At 25.2% G+C, this 18325-nt stretch carries 16 protein-coding genes and 2 riboswitches; of the genes, 6 read left to right on the top strand and 10 right to left on the bottom strand.

Going from position 1 to position 18325, the window contains the following annotated elements; all coding sequences use genetic code 11:
• The first annotated feature begins 9 nt into the window (after positions 1-9).
• Positions 10-1512, top strand: coding sequence for a phosphomannomutase/phosphoglucomutase (locus Q3287_RS00065; protein WP_407963278.1), 1503 nt, complete (start codon positions 10-12; stop codon positions 1510-1512).
• Positions 1513-1853: 341 nt separating this feature from the next.
• On the top strand, positions 1854-2849 hold the full coding sequence (locus Q3287_RS00070; protein ID WP_407963279.1) for a GGDEF domain-containing protein: 996 nt from the start codon (positions 1854-1856) through the stop codon (positions 2847-2849).
• Positions 2850-2954: 105 nt separating this feature from the next.
• Here the strand turns inward: Q3287_RS00070 and Q3287_RS00075 are convergent, their stop codons facing one another.
• Entirely contained in the window at positions 2955-4547 is a 1593-nt protein-coding gene (locus tag Q3287_RS00075; protein ID WP_407963280.1) for a histidine kinase dimerization/phospho-acceptor domain-containing protein, read from the bottom strand.
• A complete protein-coding gene (locus Q3287_RS00080) occupies positions 4516-5232 on the bottom strand; it encodes a response regulator transcription factor (RefSeq protein ID WP_407963281.1) in 717 nt (238 codons plus the stop codon). The genes Q3287_RS00075 and Q3287_RS00080 overlap by 32 nt, the downstream gene beginning before the upstream one ends.
• Positions 5233-6080: 848 nt before the next feature.
• Between Q3287_RS00080 and Q3287_RS00085 the strand changes: the two genes are divergently transcribed.
• Positions 6081-7652 (top strand): GGDEF domain-containing protein, encoded by a 1572-nt coding sequence (locus Q3287_RS00085; protein WP_407963282.1) that lies wholly within the window; start codon positions 6081-6083, stop codon positions 7650-7652.
• A gap of 275 nt (positions 7653-7927) precedes the next feature.
• Here Q3287_RS00085 and Q3287_RS00090 read toward each other — a convergent pair whose 3' ends face one another.
• The 5 genes from Q3287_RS00090 to modA form a co-directional block, all read right to left on the bottom strand.
• Positions 7928-8728 (bottom strand): PIG-L family deacetylase, encoded by an 801-nt coding sequence (locus tag Q3287_RS00090; protein WP_054277095.1) that lies wholly within the window; start codon positions 8726-8728, stop codon positions 7928-7930.
• A 226-nt stretch (positions 8729-8954) separates the two neighbouring features.
• On the bottom strand, positions 8955-9686 hold the full coding sequence (locus Q3287_RS00095; protein ID WP_407963283.1) for a Rossmann-like domain-containing protein: 732 nt from the start codon (positions 9684-9686) through the stop codon (positions 8955-8957).
• The gene (locus Q3287_RS00100; RefSeq protein WP_167639970.1) at positions 9673-10368 is read right to left on the bottom strand and encodes an ATP-binding cassette domain-containing protein; all 696 of its coding nucleotides are present in this window, start codon (positions 10366-10368) and stop codon (positions 9673-9675) included. The genes Q3287_RS00095 and Q3287_RS00100 overlap by 14 nt, the downstream gene beginning before the upstream one ends.
• Position 10369: 1 nt before the next feature.
• Entirely contained in the window at positions 10370-11035 is a 666-nt protein-coding gene (locus Q3287_RS00105; protein WP_407963284.1) for an ABC transporter permease, read from the bottom strand.
• A 135-nt stretch (positions 11036-11170) separates the two neighbouring features.
• Positions 11171-11983 carry a molybdate ABC transporter substrate-binding protein gene (modA, locus tag Q3287_RS00110; protein WP_079740376.1) on the bottom strand — a complete coding sequence of 271 codons (813 nt, stop codon included), beginning with the start codon at positions 11981-11983 and terminating at the stop codon, positions 11171-11173.
• 553 nt (positions 11984-12536) lie between these two features.
• Here modA and Q3287_RS00115 point away from each other — a divergent pair.
• The gene (locus tag Q3287_RS00115) at positions 12537-13604 is read left to right on the top strand and encodes a GGDEF domain-containing protein (RefSeq protein ID WP_054277092.1); all 1068 of its coding nucleotides are present in this window, start codon (positions 12537-12539) and stop codon (positions 13602-13604) included.
• 694 nt (positions 13605-14298) lie between these two features.
• On the opposite strand, the gene Q3287_RS00120 is transcribed toward Q3287_RS00115, so the two are convergent.
• From Q3287_RS00120 to Q3287_RS00130, 3 genes are all read right to left on the bottom strand, one after another.
• The gene (locus Q3287_RS00120) at positions 14299-14457 is read right to left on the bottom strand and encodes a hypothetical protein (RefSeq protein WP_219672954.1); all 159 of its coding nucleotides are present in this window, start codon (positions 14455-14457) and stop codon (positions 14299-14301) included.
• Between the two features lie 3 nt (positions 14458-14460).
• Positions 14461-14556, bottom strand: a riboswitch (cyclic di-GMP riboswitch).
• A 417-nt stretch (positions 14557-14973) separates the two neighbouring features.
• On the bottom strand, positions 14974-15174 hold the full coding sequence (locus Q3287_RS00125; RefSeq protein WP_021385087.1) for a cold-shock protein: 201 nt from the start codon (positions 15172-15174) through the stop codon (positions 14974-14976).
• 224 nt (positions 15175-15398) lie between these two features.
• Positions 15399-15575, bottom strand: a complete 177-nt coding sequence (locus tag Q3287_RS00130; protein WP_054270912.1) for a hypothetical protein — start codon at positions 15573-15575, stop codon at positions 15399-15401.
• Positions 15576-15624: 49 nt separating this feature from the next.
• A riboswitch (cyclic di-GMP riboswitch) is annotated at positions 15625-15720 on the bottom strand.
• A gap of 1397 nt (positions 15721-17117) precedes the next feature.
• Here Q3287_RS00130 and Q3287_RS00135 point away from each other — a divergent pair.
• Positions 17118-17798, top strand: a complete 681-nt coding sequence (locus Q3287_RS00135; RefSeq protein ID WP_054277089.1) for a response regulator transcription factor — start codon at positions 17118-17120, stop codon at positions 17796-17798.
• Between the two features lie 166 nt (positions 17799-17964).
• Positions 17965-18252, top strand: coding sequence for a hypothetical protein (locus Q3287_RS00140; protein WP_054270910.1), 288 nt, complete (start codon positions 17965-17967; stop codon positions 18250-18252).
• Positions 18253-18325: the final 73 nt, after the last annotated feature.

Consider the following 18325-nt stretch of genomic DNA (forward strand, 5'->3'; position numbering starts at 1 on the left):
GAATTTTTTATGGGAGACCTATATAAACTGCAAAATGGTACTGATATTAGAGGAATAGCATATGAAAATGATTCTAAGGAAGTTAATCTAACTGTAGAAGAAGTAAGAAAAATAGCTAAAGCGTTTCATATTTGGTTAAAAGAAAAGACTAAGAAAGAGAAAGTAACCGTTGCTATAGGAACTGATTCTAGGATAACAGGAAGTCAATTTAGAAGTACTGTTATTGAAACTTTGACTAATGACAATTGTAATGTAATTGATTGTAATATTGCCACAACTCCAGCAATGTTTATGACAACTATTATGGATGGATATAATTCTGATGGATCAATTATGATTACAGCTAGTCACTTACCATATTACTATAATGGTTTAAAGTTTTTTACAGAAAATGGAGGACTAGAAAAAACTGATATAAAAGAAATGTTGGACATAGCCGTTAAGAATGTTAGTGAAGATTGTAACGAAGTTGATAAAAAAGGTGAAGTCATCGTAAAAAATTTAATAGAAGACTATTCTAATTTATTAATAGATAAAATTAGAGTAGGTGTAAATTCAAGCAAAAATTATGAAAAGCCTTTTTCTGGACTAAAGATATTAGTTGATGCAGGAAATGGAGCTGGTGGATTCTTTGCTGAAAAAGTTTTACACATACTGGGAGCAGATACAACAGGTAGTCAGTTTTTGAACCCAGATGGTATGTTCCCAAACCATATACCAAACCCTGAAAATAAAGAAGCAATGGAAAGCATATGTAAAGCTGTACTAGATAATAAGAGCGATTTAGGAATAATATTTGATACAGACGTAGATAGAGCTGCTATTGTAGGTAAAAATGGAAAACCAATAAATAAAAATGCTCTTATAGCTGTTATATCATCAATAATATTAGAAGAACATCCAAAAACAGCTATAGTAACTGATTCTATTACTTCTGAAGGTCTTGCTAAGTTCATAAATGAATTAGGAGGAAGACATCATAGATTTAAAAGAGGGTATAAAAATGTAATAAATGAAGCCATAAGATTAAATAGTGAAGGCGAAGAATGCAATTTGGCTATAGAGACATCTGGACATGCAGCATTAAAAGAAAATTATTTCTTAGATGATGGAGCATACTTAATAGCTAAAATTTTAATAAAAGTAGCAAAATTATCCTTAGAAGGAAAGACTATAGAAGAATTGATAGAAAATCTTGAAGAAGCAAAAGAAGAAAAAGAAGTTAGAATAGGTATTAATAAAGAAGATTTTAGACCATATGCAGAAGATATATTAAAAGATTTAGATTCTCATGTTAGAAGTATTGATGGATGGTCTGTAGCACCAAATAATTTCGAGGGTATAAGAGTTAATTGTAATGAATCAAATGGTGATGGATGGTTTTTACTTAGAATATCACTACATGAACCATTACTGGCTTTAAATATTGAATCAAATAAGATTGGCGGAGCAGAACAAATTTATTCTAAGCTAAAAATTTTCTTAGAAAAATATGATTTAAAAGGTCTTTAGGATTAATAAAAAGCATATATTTATATTGAAGAATGGATGTAAATTTATACCTTAGATTACAAATATTACAAAATTGTAATCTAAGGTAACAGAGATGTAACTGATTATGGAAACTCTATGTGATATTATAAATACAGAGAGATGAAATACATGATGAATTATAGAGAAATATAATTTAAAATGTATTAATATCAAACCAAAAAGGTATAATCAAAAAATATGTAAATATAAACCCCAACATTTAGAAAAAGACCTCCAAGGAGGTTTTTTTCTTTTTTAAAACAAACATCAAATGTCATGATATAATAACCTTAGTAGAATGATAAGGGGATAATGATACTATGGGTAAAAGTGAATATATTAAGCGAGTTGAAGAATTTATAAATTCATATTTTGTAGAGAGAAATGTAAAAAAATGCATGTCTTTTTTTCATAAAAACATCTGTTGGTTTGGCACAGGAAAGTTTGAAGTAGGTAATAGTATAGAAGAGGTAGAACATTTATTAGAGGCATATATAAGACAGTCTCCAGAAGGTTTTAGCATAGAAAAATTATGGCTGGACAGTAGAGAATATTCAAAAAATTTACATATGGTATTTGGTGAATATTTGGTTGGTAAAAAAACTAAGAAAGGCTATAATTTTCAAGTAGAAATAAGAGTAACTTATTTATGTGTTGAATGTGAAGGAGAGATATTAATAAGTAGTGTTCATACTTCTGTTGCAAATGACTTACAGAAGGTAGGCGAATATTTTCCAATAAGTCTGATGGAAGCAGAAAATAATAGATTAGAAGCAATTGTTCATGAAAAAACTAAGGAAATAGAAGAACAGAAAGTTATGTTAATAGAAGCAAATAAAAAACTTCAGCAATTAGCCATCACTGATGAATTGACAGGTTTATTAAACCAGAGAGCAATTATAGGAAATATAAGAAAAGTTATTAAAGAAAATTTAAAGAAATATGCAATAATGATAATAGATATAGATAATTTTAAAAGTGTAAATGATACTTATGGACATTTAGTAGGTAATGAAGTTATAAGAACAGTAGGTCACATGGTTAAATCATTTGAATCTTATTATTTATTTTCTGGAAGGTATGGTGGAGATGAGTTTATTATCTTAACAGAGAACATAGAGAAAGCATTGTATATAGAATCTAAAGTCCATAGCAATTTACTTGAATATAACTTTGAAGGTATTGGACATAAAATAACTGTAAGTATTGGAATTTCTGAATGGGAAAGTTTTAACTCATTTGAAGTATTTTTAAGTGAAGCAGATAAGAAATTATATAAAGCTAAAAAATTAGGAAGAAATAGGACTATATATTAAAAATATGTGTATTGAGAGTGTTTTATAAGGTTGTAATTGGCAAGATAACTATCATCTAATGTGATATGATACTAACCTGCAATTACAACCTTATGTAATCTTATATTAATTAACTTTTTTGAAAATAAGTACCACCTTAAACAAATCAGCATCTATAATTATTTGCATGTTTGCATTTTCTAATTCAATTATGTTTTGAGCTATTGATAAACCAAGGCCAGAGCCATCTGTTTTTCTAGCTATATCACCTCTTCTAAATCTTTCTAGTAGTTCTTCTGGTTTTAGATTTAGTTTATCATTTGAAATATTTTTAAATGTTAATATTATATTTTCTTCTTCTGTAAGCATGTCTATATAAACTCTAGTGTTTGGCATAGAGTATTTTAATATATTATTAATTAGATTTTCAAAAACTCTCCAAGTTTTTTTCCCATCTATCATAGTAAATACAGAATGTTCTGGTGTTTTTATTATAAAATCTAAATTACTACTTTGAATTTTATCTTCAAACTCTACTGTACTTTGAATTAAAAGTTCTTTTATATCAGTTTTTGTTATATTAAATTCCACATCACCACTGCTGAGTTTAGAAGCTTCAAATATATCTTCTATCAATAACTTTAATCTTTGTGCTTTTTTATCTAAAATATTTATATAGTCGTTTATAGTTTCTTTATCAAATTCATTATTTTTTAACATATCTACATAATTTAATATAGATGTAAGTGGAGTTTTTAAGTCATGAGATACATTTGTGATAAGTTCTGTCTTCATCCTTTCACTTTTTATATTAGCATCTACAGCAGCTTCAAGACCATCTGTTATAGTATTTATACTTTTGGCTAAAGTAGATATTTCATCATCTCCTATTACTTCCAGCTTGTATTTTAGATTTCCATTCTCAATATTTTTTACATTCTTTGATATATTATTTATGTAATTAAACTTAGCCGATAAAAAGTTGTATATATAAAAATGAAAAACTGTGTTTACAAGTGTAAATAAAATTACTATAGCTATTGCCTCAGCATAATATATATACATAAAGAATATCAAAACCAGATATTGAATAATAGCTTGTATAACTATAGATATTAAAAATACTATAGCTAATTTTTTGTTTATAGTCTTTCTATTATACATGCTAAGTAAGTTTGAAAAGAATACATATGTTATAGACATATCTTTTAGATTATAGTTATTATATTTAATATTTTCATATATTATGTAGACTATAGATATAATGATAAAATTGTAGATTATTAAATTAGTGTTGTAAAATATTTTATTACTTGAAAATGCATGAAACCTTAAGGCTAATAGTATCAAAATTAATATAAGTGTAAGTTCTATTTTTACCTTAGAAAAAAGACTTATGACATTTTCTAAGAATTTGACTTTAGTCTGTTTATTTTTTTTATATAATGTAAAACATAGTATAGTCAATAAAAAACTTGATAATATAACACCTATACAGACAAACTCTAATTCTATTTTTGACAAATGCAAAGGCGCTCCGAAAAAATAAAAATAAGGTAGAGCAAACTCTCTATAGTAATAATCAATATTATAAGTAAAATTATTATTCAAATCATAAACTGCTTCAAACAATATAGAACTTAATAGAAATAGTAATAATAATAAAATGAATTTTGCTTTAGAATCATTAATAATTAAGTTTTTCAATTTTGTAACCAATACCCCACACCACCTTTAAATATTTTGGTTCTTTTGGATTAATTTCAATTTTTTCTCTAATTCTTCTAATATGAACAGCAACTGTTCTTTCACAACTGTAAGCATTTTCATTCCAAACATTTTCATAAATCTCACGAGAAGAAAAAATTTTACCTTTTCTTGATAGAAGAAGTGTAAGTATTTTATATTCAATAGGAGTCATCTTAACTTCTTCGCCATCTAAAGAAACTATTTTTGTATCTGTATTTAATTCCAGACCACCACTTTTTAGAATATAATTAGTATCCTTTGAATTGTTTAAATTGCTAAAATCTCCTAGATTTATGTATCTTCTAAGTTGAGATTTTACTCGAGCAGTAAGTTCTAGTGGATTAAATGGCTTAGTTATATAGTCATCAGCACCCATATTAAGACCTATAATTTTGTCCATGTCTTCTGATTTTGCAGACAAAAGGATTATAGGTATATTCTTCTTTTCCCTTATTTTAAGTGTAGTTTTGAGACCATCTAAATTTGGCATCATTACATCCATTATTATTAATTTAATATCATTTTCAATTAACATATCTAATGCTTCCAATCCATCGTATGCTTTTAAAATATTAAAGTTATCAGGTCTTAGATAGAATTCTATAGCATCAACTATTTCCTTATCATCATCCACGACCAATATGTTTTGAGTCAATTTATTAATCCCCCTTGAAATTTTATTTTAACCAATTTTTATTTTATACTAAAAATAGGTATTAGAAAACAGTGAGTATATTCATTATGAAATAAAACTAGTATTTTTATATTGTTAATGAATATAGTAAATATTGAAGTATAGATGTCTATGTTGATAAGAACTTAAAAATTTATGAAAGTATCTAGTATAATTTATCACGCTCCTTACCTTGTTTTAGATTTATTAACTTCTTGGGTATAAAAATATATTAACAAATATAAATAACAAATGAGTTTCATAATTATTAAGAATTTATAACAAATAATTATTTTGATTTAGTTTACTACAAAAATATATAAAATATTTAATAATAAAACTTATAGATTTTAAGGAGAATAGTTTATATCATTTAAGACGATATAACTTTAGAGTACTTATATGGTTGAACATTTTATATATTACACTATGATATGAAGAGAAAAGTATTGGGTAGATGAATAGTAGTGCACAAAATTAGTTTGAAAGCACTCTAAGAATGTTTGGGGTAGTAAATATAAATATATGATGGTAAAATAAAAACATAACAGAAACCATATAATAAAGCACAGGTTAATGTATAAGAGGGGAAAGGATTGAATAGCATGAAAATAGAAAAATCATTACAGAAAAATTATAAATTTAATAAAGATGATTTGAGGAAATCTATTTTACCAAATGTAGATGCATCATCAGGTTTTTCTGAGATAAAAGATAGAATCAATCCTGATAAATGCATTGCTTATCAAATAGATCTGCCAATTGCGACTATAAGAATTGATGCAAATGATCATCAATCTATTATATGGTATAATGATAAGTTTTTGGAAATGCTTGATTATACTAAAGAACAATACATAAAAGAAGAAAATGTTTATTACAATTGTATAGATTGTATAGATTTCGATGATTTTAGCCGTGTAAGTCGATTAGCACAGAATTTCGATGAAACAGGAGATAGTGTAGCATTGGAAGTTAAAGTATATACCAGAACGAAAGAAGAAAAAATTTGGGCAGTTACGCTATACTATGTAGATGGAAAAGAAAGTATGGATGGAATTTCATCCATCTATTGTTTTGGTATGGATATGACAATAGAGAAAAAGAGAAACAATTCATTTGTTAACATGGTAGAAAGAGATCCACTAACAAATGCTTTGAGTCGTGTTGAAACTGAGAAACAGATTCAAGATTATATCCAGGAAAGACCTAATGGGCAGGGTTGTTTGTTTATGATTGATACAGATGATTTTAAAACTATCAATGACACGAAGGGACATATTGTAGGTGATATGGTTCTTTGCGAAATGGCTAAAGGAATGAAACAGATTATGTGTTCAAATGACATTGTGGGAAGGATTGGTGGAGATGAATTTATCATATTTATGAAAGATTCCGATTCTGATGGTGCTAGAAAAAAAGCTCATGATCTTATTAAAATGTTTCAACAGTTGTTTGCAAATGAAAAAAACAATTTTAACATAAGCTGTAGCATTGGTATTTCACTTTATCCAGAAAATGGTCCTAATTTCAAAGAATTATATTCTAATGCAGATAAAGCACTTTATCAAGTGAAAAAACAAGGAAAAAACAACTACATGCTTTATGATGAAATATCTTTAGAACAAAAAATTAGCAGTTACACTTCAATTAGAACAAAGATCGAAACAGAGAACGCAGATGGAAATGTATCTATTGTAGGTTATGTGTTCACTACACTGTATGAATCTAATAATTTTGATCAGTCAATTAAAGAAGTTTTGAGTATCATTGGGAAACAGTTTGAAGTAAGCAGAGCTTATATTTTTGAAAATGCTGAAGATAACCTTACAACATCTAACACATATGAGTGGTGTAATGAAGGAATTACTCCAGAGATAGATGGACTTCAGAACTTGGACTTCAAGGAGTATGGTAATTACGAACAATTATTTGGAGATGATTCTATTTTTTACTGTAGAGATATTAATATATTGCCTTATGATCAAAAAAAAATATTATCTGAACAGGGAATATGTTCCACTTTACAATGTGCAATATTAGAAGATTCTGTGTTTACTGGATTTATTGGTTTTGATGAATGTACAGGATTGCGTATATGGACACAGAAAGAAATTGATATGCTTATCATGATGTCACAGATGATATCACTGTTTTTACAAAAGAAGAAATCAAAAGGAATCAAGAACAAGGCAAACAATTATCAAAATATCCTTTATAACCTTGAGGAATGTATCTTTGTAATAGAAAAAGGAAATGATACACTTTTGTATGGCAATTCCAAATTTAAATATTATTTCCCAAATTTCAAATTAGGACAGAGATGTCATATCGCAGTTAAAAATAGTATACCTATTTTATGGGATGAGAAAGAGGCAAACCTTTATAGTATGAAGATATAAAGTGAATTTAAAATAAAACAAAAAATTGATAGATTGTAATTGACAAATTACCGTTTGTCTATAAATTAATATTCAATACTTAAGTGATTAATCCCTATGATTGATGTTTTTTGTTAAATATAAAGGACACCAATTAGGTGTCCAAATTTTTTTTATTGTATTAAGATTAGTACATTAGTGGTAAATTGTATGTTTTTTTATTCGCAAATTTCTAATAGATATAATATTTAAACGATAATAAACGTTTCTATTTTAAATTTAAGTTAAACTAAATATTATAAATTAGGTGTATGAAGTATAGCAGGAACGCTTTTATCACTAAGTAATTTATCAAACGATTTATGGTCGGATTTATAACCAATACCTTCTCTACATTCTAACTCATCAACAAGCTTATATTGTTCACAAGCCTTTTTTACTTTTTCATAATCCTCATAGGAATGTGCTTTGTAAATTATCTTATTATTGAAAGTTATTTTATCAGCAAACTTAGGTTTTACAAAATATTTAACATCTTTTATTTGACCAGCATTATACAAATTTTGGATAACAGAACCATTTTTTAAATGTTGCAAATGGTCATCTAACTTATAAGTATGTGCTATATGAGTTACACTTTTAAAATTTTCTTCAAAAGCAAGAGCAATTTTCTCCATATAATTGAAGTCAGTATTACCATTTGTATTTTTTTCTGGTAATAATATTATATTTTCTCTTTTTACCCCAAGATTATTAAGTGAAGCTAAAAACTCTCTATTTCTGTACTCTGATTTTTGTATGTCTGTAAGGTTTTCATATTTTTTATATTTATCAAAAACAGATATACCACATCCAGTAGATACCAAAACCACAAATACATGATTTTTTCCTCTTTCTTTTATAGCATTTACAATAGCACTGCCAGCCCACAACACTTCATCATCTTGATGTTGAACATAAAAGACAACATAATCTTTAAATTTTCTATTATCATAATTCACATAACTATTGAAACCTGTTAAAATCAAGCATAAAACTAAAATGATAGATAAAATTCCATACTTATTTATAGTAAATTTTTTATTCTTGAGTGTCATTTAATCATCTCCTGAAAAGCTGTCTTAATTATATTATCAAACAAAATCCTAAAAAATATTTCTTAAATCTTAAAAAATATAGAGTGGATTAATGGAATAAAATTTTTTTATTAGTTTAAAATCAAAAAAATAGTTATATGTAAAACTAGTAAAAATAATAGGAAATTTAGGTATAAATATAAAAAGTGCACATTGATACTTGTGCACTTTTTATTAATATAATTGGTTATTTACTACAAAAACAGAGTCTTTTGAGACCTAAAATGTTTGATGCACCAGCTATCGTAGTTCCATAATAGTAAACTGGTTTATTTAATGATATAAAATTTACAATTGAGTTATTACATAATGTGCTTCCTGTACAAATAATTATATCAGCCCAAGATATTACATCCTCATAATCTCTTATACCATCTTCAATCTTGACATTATACTGAATAGTGTCTATAAATTCAGGGTTTAAATCTAATACTCTAGTTTCAAAAAAATCTTTAACATTATCGATTATAGCTGGTTGATATCCTATAATTGCTACTTTGGGATTGTTAAATTTACTTTTTATAACTTTAGGAAAGTTCTTTGCACATACTTCTGGCTCATTGTTTTTACAGTGAATGGTTCTATCTGTCATACCTAAGTGCCTCATAACTGCATTTAATGATGCTATAAAAAGACTTCTATCATGAGAGCTAGCATGTAAATCTAATGAGAGTATTTCTTTCAAAGAACCTTCAAATATAGCTGGAGTAGAAGTAAATGCTTGCCCTTTAGCTCCTTTAAAATCGGCTTCAAGCATTATTTCTTTACCTACTATAATTGGAAAATCTTTGCGTTTAGTATTTCCAATTGCTTCTTTAGCAGATAGAGATTTAGATACAATACTTATCATATCCATATCTAAATTATATTTGTCAACTTGTTCTAATAAGTAATCTTTTAAGGTATCAAATATATTCATAGAAAAAAGATTCTCCTTTCTGTCTTACTTGTTCATTTAATTCAAAAATATGATTTATTTTTCCATCATTCATTATTCCTATTTTATGAGCAAAGAACATTGCTTCAGAAATATCATGAGTAACATGAATAACTGTTGGCTTGTATTTTAGATAAACTTCCTTTAGTATTTTGCTTATGTGTTTTTTTGTAATATAATCTAATGAGCTCATAGGTTCATCTAGTAGTAATATATCAGGTTCAGCTATTAATGCACGTGCAAATGCAACTCTTTGTTTTTCTCCTCCACTTAGATTTTTAGGATACCTTTTTTTTATGTTTTCTATCTGCATTAATTTGGATAAATGATTAACTTTAAACATTTGTTCATCTTTATGTATTTTTCTCAATTTAAGTGGGAACCTTATATTATCTTCAACATTCATATTTGGAAATAGTTCAAAATTTTGATATACAAACCCTATATTTCTACTTTCTGGAGGTAAACTTGATATTAGATTTTCTTTGTATGTTACATCTCCTTTAGCAAATGAGTATCTTCCTGCTAATGTTTCTAGAAATAGAGTTTTACCTGAACCACTAGAACCTAATAAAACGAAGTATTCATGATTATTAATTTTTAAACTATTTTTTTTCAACTTAAAATTAGGCAAATCAAGCGATAAATTTTTAATTTCTAACATATTAGTTTTTATCAACCTCTCTATTAAAAAATATTTCAAAAAACATCAAGCATGCAAGTGATATAAATATCAAAATTACAGCTATACCTACTGCAATATCTATATCACCAGTAGACATATTTAAATATATCGAAGTGGGTATAATTTCAGTTTTCATACGTGTAGAGCCTGCTATCATAGCCACTGCACCAAATTCACCAAGTGCTCTTGACCAAGTCATTACAGTTGCAGATATTATTCCAATTTTTAGATTTGGAAGAATTATAAATTTAAATGCTTCCCAACGGTTACATCCAAGAGTGCGTGCAACAAATACCATCTTTTCATTACCATCATTTAATGAAGTGAGGAGTATTTTAATTGTGAGTGGTAGATTTACGAATACCTGAGCCAAAACTATTCCTTGTCTTGTAAATACAAAATCAAGTTTAAGAATTTTATAAAGGGAATCTCCAATACCCATTCTACCAAACAAAAGTAAAAGAGCAATTCCTGACACTAGATGAGGAAGAGACATAGGAAGATTTATTATTTGTATAAGTAGTTTTTTTAATGGTAATTTAGTAATATGCAAAAAGTAAGCTGCTGGAATAGCTAATAAAAGACATACTATGGTAGATATTAAAGATGTCTTGATGCTAAGTACTATTGCAAATTGTACTTCCACTGAATTTAAGCATATAGGAACATAACTCAGCCCCTTAATGATTAGCATAAAAAGTGGAGATACGATAAATAAAAAGACTATAGCAAAGAATCCAGTAAGTAGCATAATAAAGATTTTATTTTTCAAATTAAACTACTACTTAACTGGTTCAAAACCATATTTTTTAAATACTTGTTTAGCTTCATCAGACGCTACATAATTTATAAATTTATTGGCTAAATCCTTTTTATCACTATAGTTCACAGTTCCTGCTGATATGATTTGGTCTATGTTTTTATCTGGAGCAATCTCTATAACTTCTACATCATTATTGCCAAAAACAGAGTCTTTTGTAGCTATTGTAGCATCTGCTTTACTTGATGTTAACTGTACAATCATTTCGTTTACAGTTGCAGCTGTAGAAACAACATTATCATTTATTGATTTCAAATTATTTTTTTCAAGTATTTTTTGAGTAGTCTTACCGATAGCATTAGACTCTTTATCTCCAAAAATAAGTTTAATACCATCTTTATTTAGGTCTTCTAGGTTTTGAATATTAGCGGGATTTCCTTTAGGTACAACTATTGCAGGTGTATGATGTGCCACCGTTTTATGTTCACTTACAAGTTCTTTTTCAAATGCTTTTGAGTAGATTGGCTCAGAACCAACAATAAATGCATCGCCTTTGTGACTTGTTTCAATTTGAGCTATTAGTTGTGCAGAACCTGCATAACTATATTCAATTTTGACATTGTTTTCTTTCTCAAATTTTTGAGCTATTTCATCCATTGGCTTTTTTAAACCTGCCCCTGAATAGACAAAAAGAGTTTCTTTTTCTTTTGAATCATTAGTTGTTGTCACTTTAGTATTAGCTTCATTATTAACTTTTTTGTCTTTAGAATTACATGCAGTAATACTTAACGAAATAATCATAGCTAAAGCCAATACCGAAAATTTTTTTAACACAATATATTCCCCCTTAGTAAATTAATGTAAATTCTTTTTCAGTATATCATACTAAGAAAACGATGTCTAAGTTTTTGTTGTGTTTTGTTGCGTTTTATAATATTTTGTTATGTTTTATTATGTTAAAAAGATTTATCTGAGAGAATAGATATAATATAGTGGCTAAATGGTAAAGAGTTACTTTATTAATTATTGTTTAAAATTTCTAGTGTTAGCTTAGTTTATATGAATTTAACTAATAAAATATCAAGTAAGAGGTTATGTGGAATAATTGTAGTCTATTAAATAAATTTAAAAAATAAATTTATTTTTATATAATATTTTTATTATATAAATGGGATTAGAGTTTTAATATTCTATTTAATTGATATAAAATTTATCTTTATTTCTTAAAAAAAAATTATGGAAGATATTTGCATATTATAATATAATAAGTCATTTTTCTAGTGTATAATATATGATATGGAATAGGTGTTATAAAGTGGCAATGATAGAAAAACTTAAGTATAGAAGTATATTTTAATTGATAATGTATATAGGAGGAGGACAAAATTTGAGTACCATTATTTATGCCTATTTGATACCATTTATAGGATTAATTTTTTTGATATTTCTTATTAAAATGAATCATTTATTTAATAAAGAGCAGAGTAGATTGTTTATAATATCAATAGTAATTAACTTAATACTTATTATAGCCACATCTACTGATTACATAATATCAAGACAGACAAATTCATCACTATGGATGATTCGTAGGATTACATCTTTTTTAAATTTTGCAATAAGTCCATTGATTCCTATTTTACTTATAAAGATATTTAAACAAAAAAAGGATACAATTATATTTTATTTGCCATTTTTGATAAATTTTATTATTTGTTTTTTTAGTATGTTTATTAAAATTATATTTTTTATAGATATAAATAATTATTATGAAAGAGGGTGTCTATTTTTTATACCTTCTTTTACAGTATTATTATATATTTTAATATTTATAATCAATCCAGTTACTTCTCATGTACAAGAAAAGAGAATGGAACGTATTATTGTTACATCCATTGCTGTTACAATAATAGCAGGATTACTTTTAGAAATTTTTTATTACTATCATTTTCTAAGTTACGGATTCTCAGCATTAGGGCTTATTATTTATTATATACTACAAAATATTAATTTCTTTTCAAAAGATTCTTTGACAGGAGCATATAATCGCCAAATGTATAATTATATGCTGGATAAAATTAATAATTCTTTAAATTGTGTTATTGCTCTTTTAGATATTAACAATTTCAAATATATAAATGATAATTATGGACATGATGAGGGCGATAAAGTATTAATTTTATTTGTTAATGTTATTAATAAGAATATTAAAGATATTGCATCTTTTTATCGTACAGGTGGAGATGAATTCATGTTGATATCAACTAAAGTAACTGAAGATGTACTCTTAAATGCTCTTAATAAATCTAAGATAGAGTTAGAAAAATATGACCTAAGTTTTGCTTGTGGAGTAAGTGAATATAATAAAGAAGATAATCTTGAGGAAATACTACATATGGTTGACAAAAAAATGTATATAAATAAAAATCAAATTAAAAATCAAGAAAAAGAATAATTCAAAGTAAGAAATTATTTGAAATTCTAATAATAATTAAGTGAAATATATTTTAAATAAAAGCATGTATTTTTTAATATGATTTTTAGTTTTTATATCATTGAGTAGTGGAAGAAAAAAATATTTTATAAAAAAATTTTAAGTATTTAATATACTAATAGGAAGTCCAAAAAAAATTACATAAGATAAAAATGTTAAAAATACTATAAAGTATATGAAAAAATAAAATAATTTTTTTAGATGCAGATAAATCAAATCTTTTTCTCGGTTTATCACACAAATAGGATATCAGATAATAGTCTTTAATTTAATCTCCTCATAGAATCAGTATGAGTTTAGAATACTATGAGGAGATAATTATATTAATTTAATTTGCAGTATTTTAAATAAATAGATATAAAAAAATATCACATTAGATAAGAAAAATTCATTTTTACATATCTTAAGAAATCGACTTAAGTTAAATCCAGACGATTCTAATAAATAAATTAGTAATCTAAATTATTTTAGATTTGTTATATTTTGTTAAAAAATGAAAATCTGAATAATAAGAATATATATCAATTAATTTTCATTAAGTATTTTTAAAAAGTAGAAAAAACTAAAAAGGGTTTTCTAGAAAATAAAATCTATCTAATTATGTTTACTAATAGCATAACTTGATGTAAATAATTTTCAACTATTTTTATCCGCTCTATAGTATAAAATCATTTAATTGTGTATCTATAAAATCGTAATAATCATATGCACTACCAATATAGGTAGATAATATATGAGTGTATCTATCTATATTATTTGTAAATATACTATCATATCCCCCTAAAAAACTTTCATAAAAACAAAAAGAAAACATCTTTTTGGCAACTGGCTAACATAACTTATAAAAATTTTATAAGCCTTAGTCCCTATAGCTTTGCGTCACTAAATTTCTCTAGTTTTGCCGATTTAGTTTTACTCTACAATTATATAATACAACAGAATAGAGTATTATTCAATAGATTTATTTGAAAATTGAAAAATTTATAAAAATGAAAAAATTATTTTCTAAATAAAAATCGACGATTAATTAATTTTGATATAGTATTGTAAGGTATAATTTATTGTGAGATATCGATGTATATAAATACAGTTTATGAGCAATTAAAGAATGGTGAAAAATAATGATAGATATAATAGAAATGTTAACAAATAAAAAGTGTTATTGAAATAAGAATAACCTGAAATTAATAGCATTTCATTTTTTGTATGAAATTTAAATGACAAATGGGAATTAAAAAGATAAAAGTGATAATATTAGGATGAAAAATTATATTCAAATAATCAAATAAAAAAAGACCCTTAAAAGAGTCTTTCCCGAAAAATCTATATATTATAATATAGTTATATTTTCTGCTTGAGGACCTCTAGCGCCTTTAACTATATCAAAGCTTACTTTTTGACCTTCTTCTAATGATTTAAATCCTGAAGTTTGTATAGCTGAGAAATGAGCAAATACATCATCTCCATTTTCTACTGATATAAATCCAAATCCTTTTTCGTTGTTAAACCATTTCACTATTCCATTATTCATTAAAAATACTCCTATTAACCTATATCAAGATATACTTGATTTAATTGTGTATCAACACAAATACTATTGTATCATAATTTAATAGAGATGTCTACCTAATTATGATTTATAGTTAATATTTTATATTAAAAGGTTCTCAATATTTATTTTTTAGATGTAATTATTTCTCTAGTTTATTAAATGTAGAAAAAACTAAAAAGGGTTCTCTAGAAAACAAAATCTATCTAATTATACCTACTTACCAATACCATCACTTGATGTAGACAAGATTCTACTACATTTTCTCCATACTCTAGTATAAAATCATCTAGCTGTGTATCTATAAAATTACAGTAATCATATGAACTGCCAATATAAGCAGTTAATATATGTGTACACATATCTATTTTTTCCATAAACATTTTACATCCCCCTAAAAAACTTTCATAAAAAACAAAAAGAAAATATCTTTTTGGCAACTGGCTGACATAACTTACAAGGGTTCTATAAGCCTTAGTCCCTATAGCTTTGCGTCACTAAATTTCTCTAGTTTTGCCGATTTAGTTTTATTCTACAATTAAATAATACAACAGAGTTGTTTATTATTCAATATATTTATTTGAAAATTGGATTAATTTATAGATATGAATGTTATTTTACATTAAAAAAATAGATTTAAGATGCAAAACATATGTTGAAACTTACTTGTAATTTTTGCATTAAAAAACTTTTACTATTAATTTAAATAAATTCGATTTCAGTATAAATATTAAGAGATATTTAAACAATTTATTAACATATTAAAGAATTAAGTTACTTTTAATTTGATTTTTTTATTTTAAAAACTATGAGGTTTTATGAATGATATATAAGAGTTGTATTATAAGATGACAGAATAAAGTTATTTAGTAATAGATAAAAAAGATTATTAACTAACAGGAAGTCTGTATGTAATCGGTGGAATAACTTGTAATGAAATTAAAGAATTAAATAAGACTAGAGGAGAAAAATTCACTCAAATATATAGGTGAGAATATATGAACAACAATGAATAAGGCTAAAAAGTTTATAAAATAAAAGTTATAAAAGTATTTAGACAAAGAATGTTAATTTTTTTAAGTAGCCATTTTTAGGGAAAGGGAAACTTTTTTCGAAATATAATATAATTATAATAATAAAATAATACTTTTATAAATATCAAGACACAGAATATAAAAATTTTATAATAATATATTTACCAAAATTATACAACATATCTTATATTATAACTATATAAATCATATAAATCAATACTTAGACAGGCTGATAGAGTAGTTTTTAAAAACAATAGAGTTATAATACAAAAACTATCTTAATCTCCCTTTCCCTAAAATAGGAGATTTTTATTATTATTTAATAATGATTTTTAATATTAAAGCTAATATTCAAGTATTATTTAAAAATATTTAAGATTTAAATCCTAATTTATAATAATATTATAAAAAGTAAATTGGTATGTACTGCAATAATTAAAACTTTAGACTTTAATTAAAATACTTTTTAGTCGAGTAGTCTAATGTATATTCATATAAAATTGTTAAATATGTAATTATGATAGTAAAAATATAGAGTTAGATTGTGTAATTTTAGATATTTATCTTTATACAGTAAACTAAAAATCAAATGAAATACAAAATAAAATACATAGTCTAAAACAATTTATATCAAAATATAAAAATCTTGGTTTTAGTTAGTAAGTGATTTTAAATAATTTTATCAAATATATATGTGAAAATAATTTACTAGGTACATACATATCTTGTGTGAAATTTAAAGTATGCAGAAAATATATGAAAAGAATAAAGACTATGGATTCATAGTTGTTAAAGTTTCTGATAATGGTAAAGAAATACTATTGGAAAATATACTAAAGATATTTACTTAGTTATTTATAGAAAAAATAATGATATTTAGGAGTGACTATAATGCAAACTAATGTATTGATAATTGATGGAGATAAGAATAATTGCCAAGAATTAAAACAGTTTCTAGAAGAAAAAGGCATAAATGTCTATTTAGCATATAATTGTAAAGAAGCTATTGGAAAAATATTTAGTAATAAATTTGATTTGATATTTCTAGAAATAATTTTAACTGATGGTGATGGTTGGGATTTTTGTAAAAAAATTAGAAATATAACTACTTGCCCAATTATTCATATAACTTACATAAATGAAGAACAAAGTATTTTAAATGCTTTAAATTCTGGTGGAGATGACTATTTAATAAAGCCTTTAAATTTAGAAATATTATATGCGAAAGTTAAAGCTATTTTAAGAAGATTGAATTCATATACAAATAATAAGGAAAATAACATAAAATTAGAAGAATATAATAGAGCCAGTGGAGTCATAAAACTAGAAAATAAAATGATAAAATTAACTCCAACAGAAAATAGGTTATTAAATTACTTTATGGATAATGCGGAAAAGACTCTAACAATTAAAGAAATATATGAACATGTATGGATGAATGAGTATTTAGAGGATAATTATAGTGTTGTAGTTGCAGTGAATGGTTTAAGAAAGAAAATAGAGAAAGATTATAAAAATCCTCAGAAGATTATAACAATAAGAGAAGTTGGATATTATTTTAATAATATATAAAGTTTTACAAATGGGATGATAAGAGGTTCTACCCAAACATAGATTTTATTAATAGATATAGTTGATACTTTATATAAAATAATTATGAAAATATGGAAAAATATGTTTAATATGATTATGATTAAGGTATAAAATTTAATAAATAGAGTGATAAGGGGTGGATAAGATGTTAATACATGATAAATGCTTTTATCCAAATAATATTTATCCAGCGATAGACTTTCTTAAGATAAAAAAGCAATTAAAATCAATATACAAGAATGATTTATCAGATTGTGGAAATATATGTATAATAGAAAGAAAAGAATATTCTATAAGTATAAATAGTATAGGTGAGATAAATATATATTATGATTTAGAATATGAAAATAAGATACAGAGTATAGTTGATGAGATTGAACAGTTATTCAAAACTCAAGTTAAAAATTTTAGTGTATCAAAATTTAAGCATTAATGATTAAAAGGTAGCAACTATCTTCAGTTGCTACCTTTTAAAGTGTAGGTATATAAGAAACTAAGTATAGCCA

It is taken from the genome of Clostridioides sp. GD02404, from assembly GCF_045898275.1.
Classification (GTDB): domain Bacteria; phylum Bacillota; class Clostridia; order Peptostreptococcales; family Peptostreptococcaceae; genus Clostridioides; species Clostridioides difficile_A.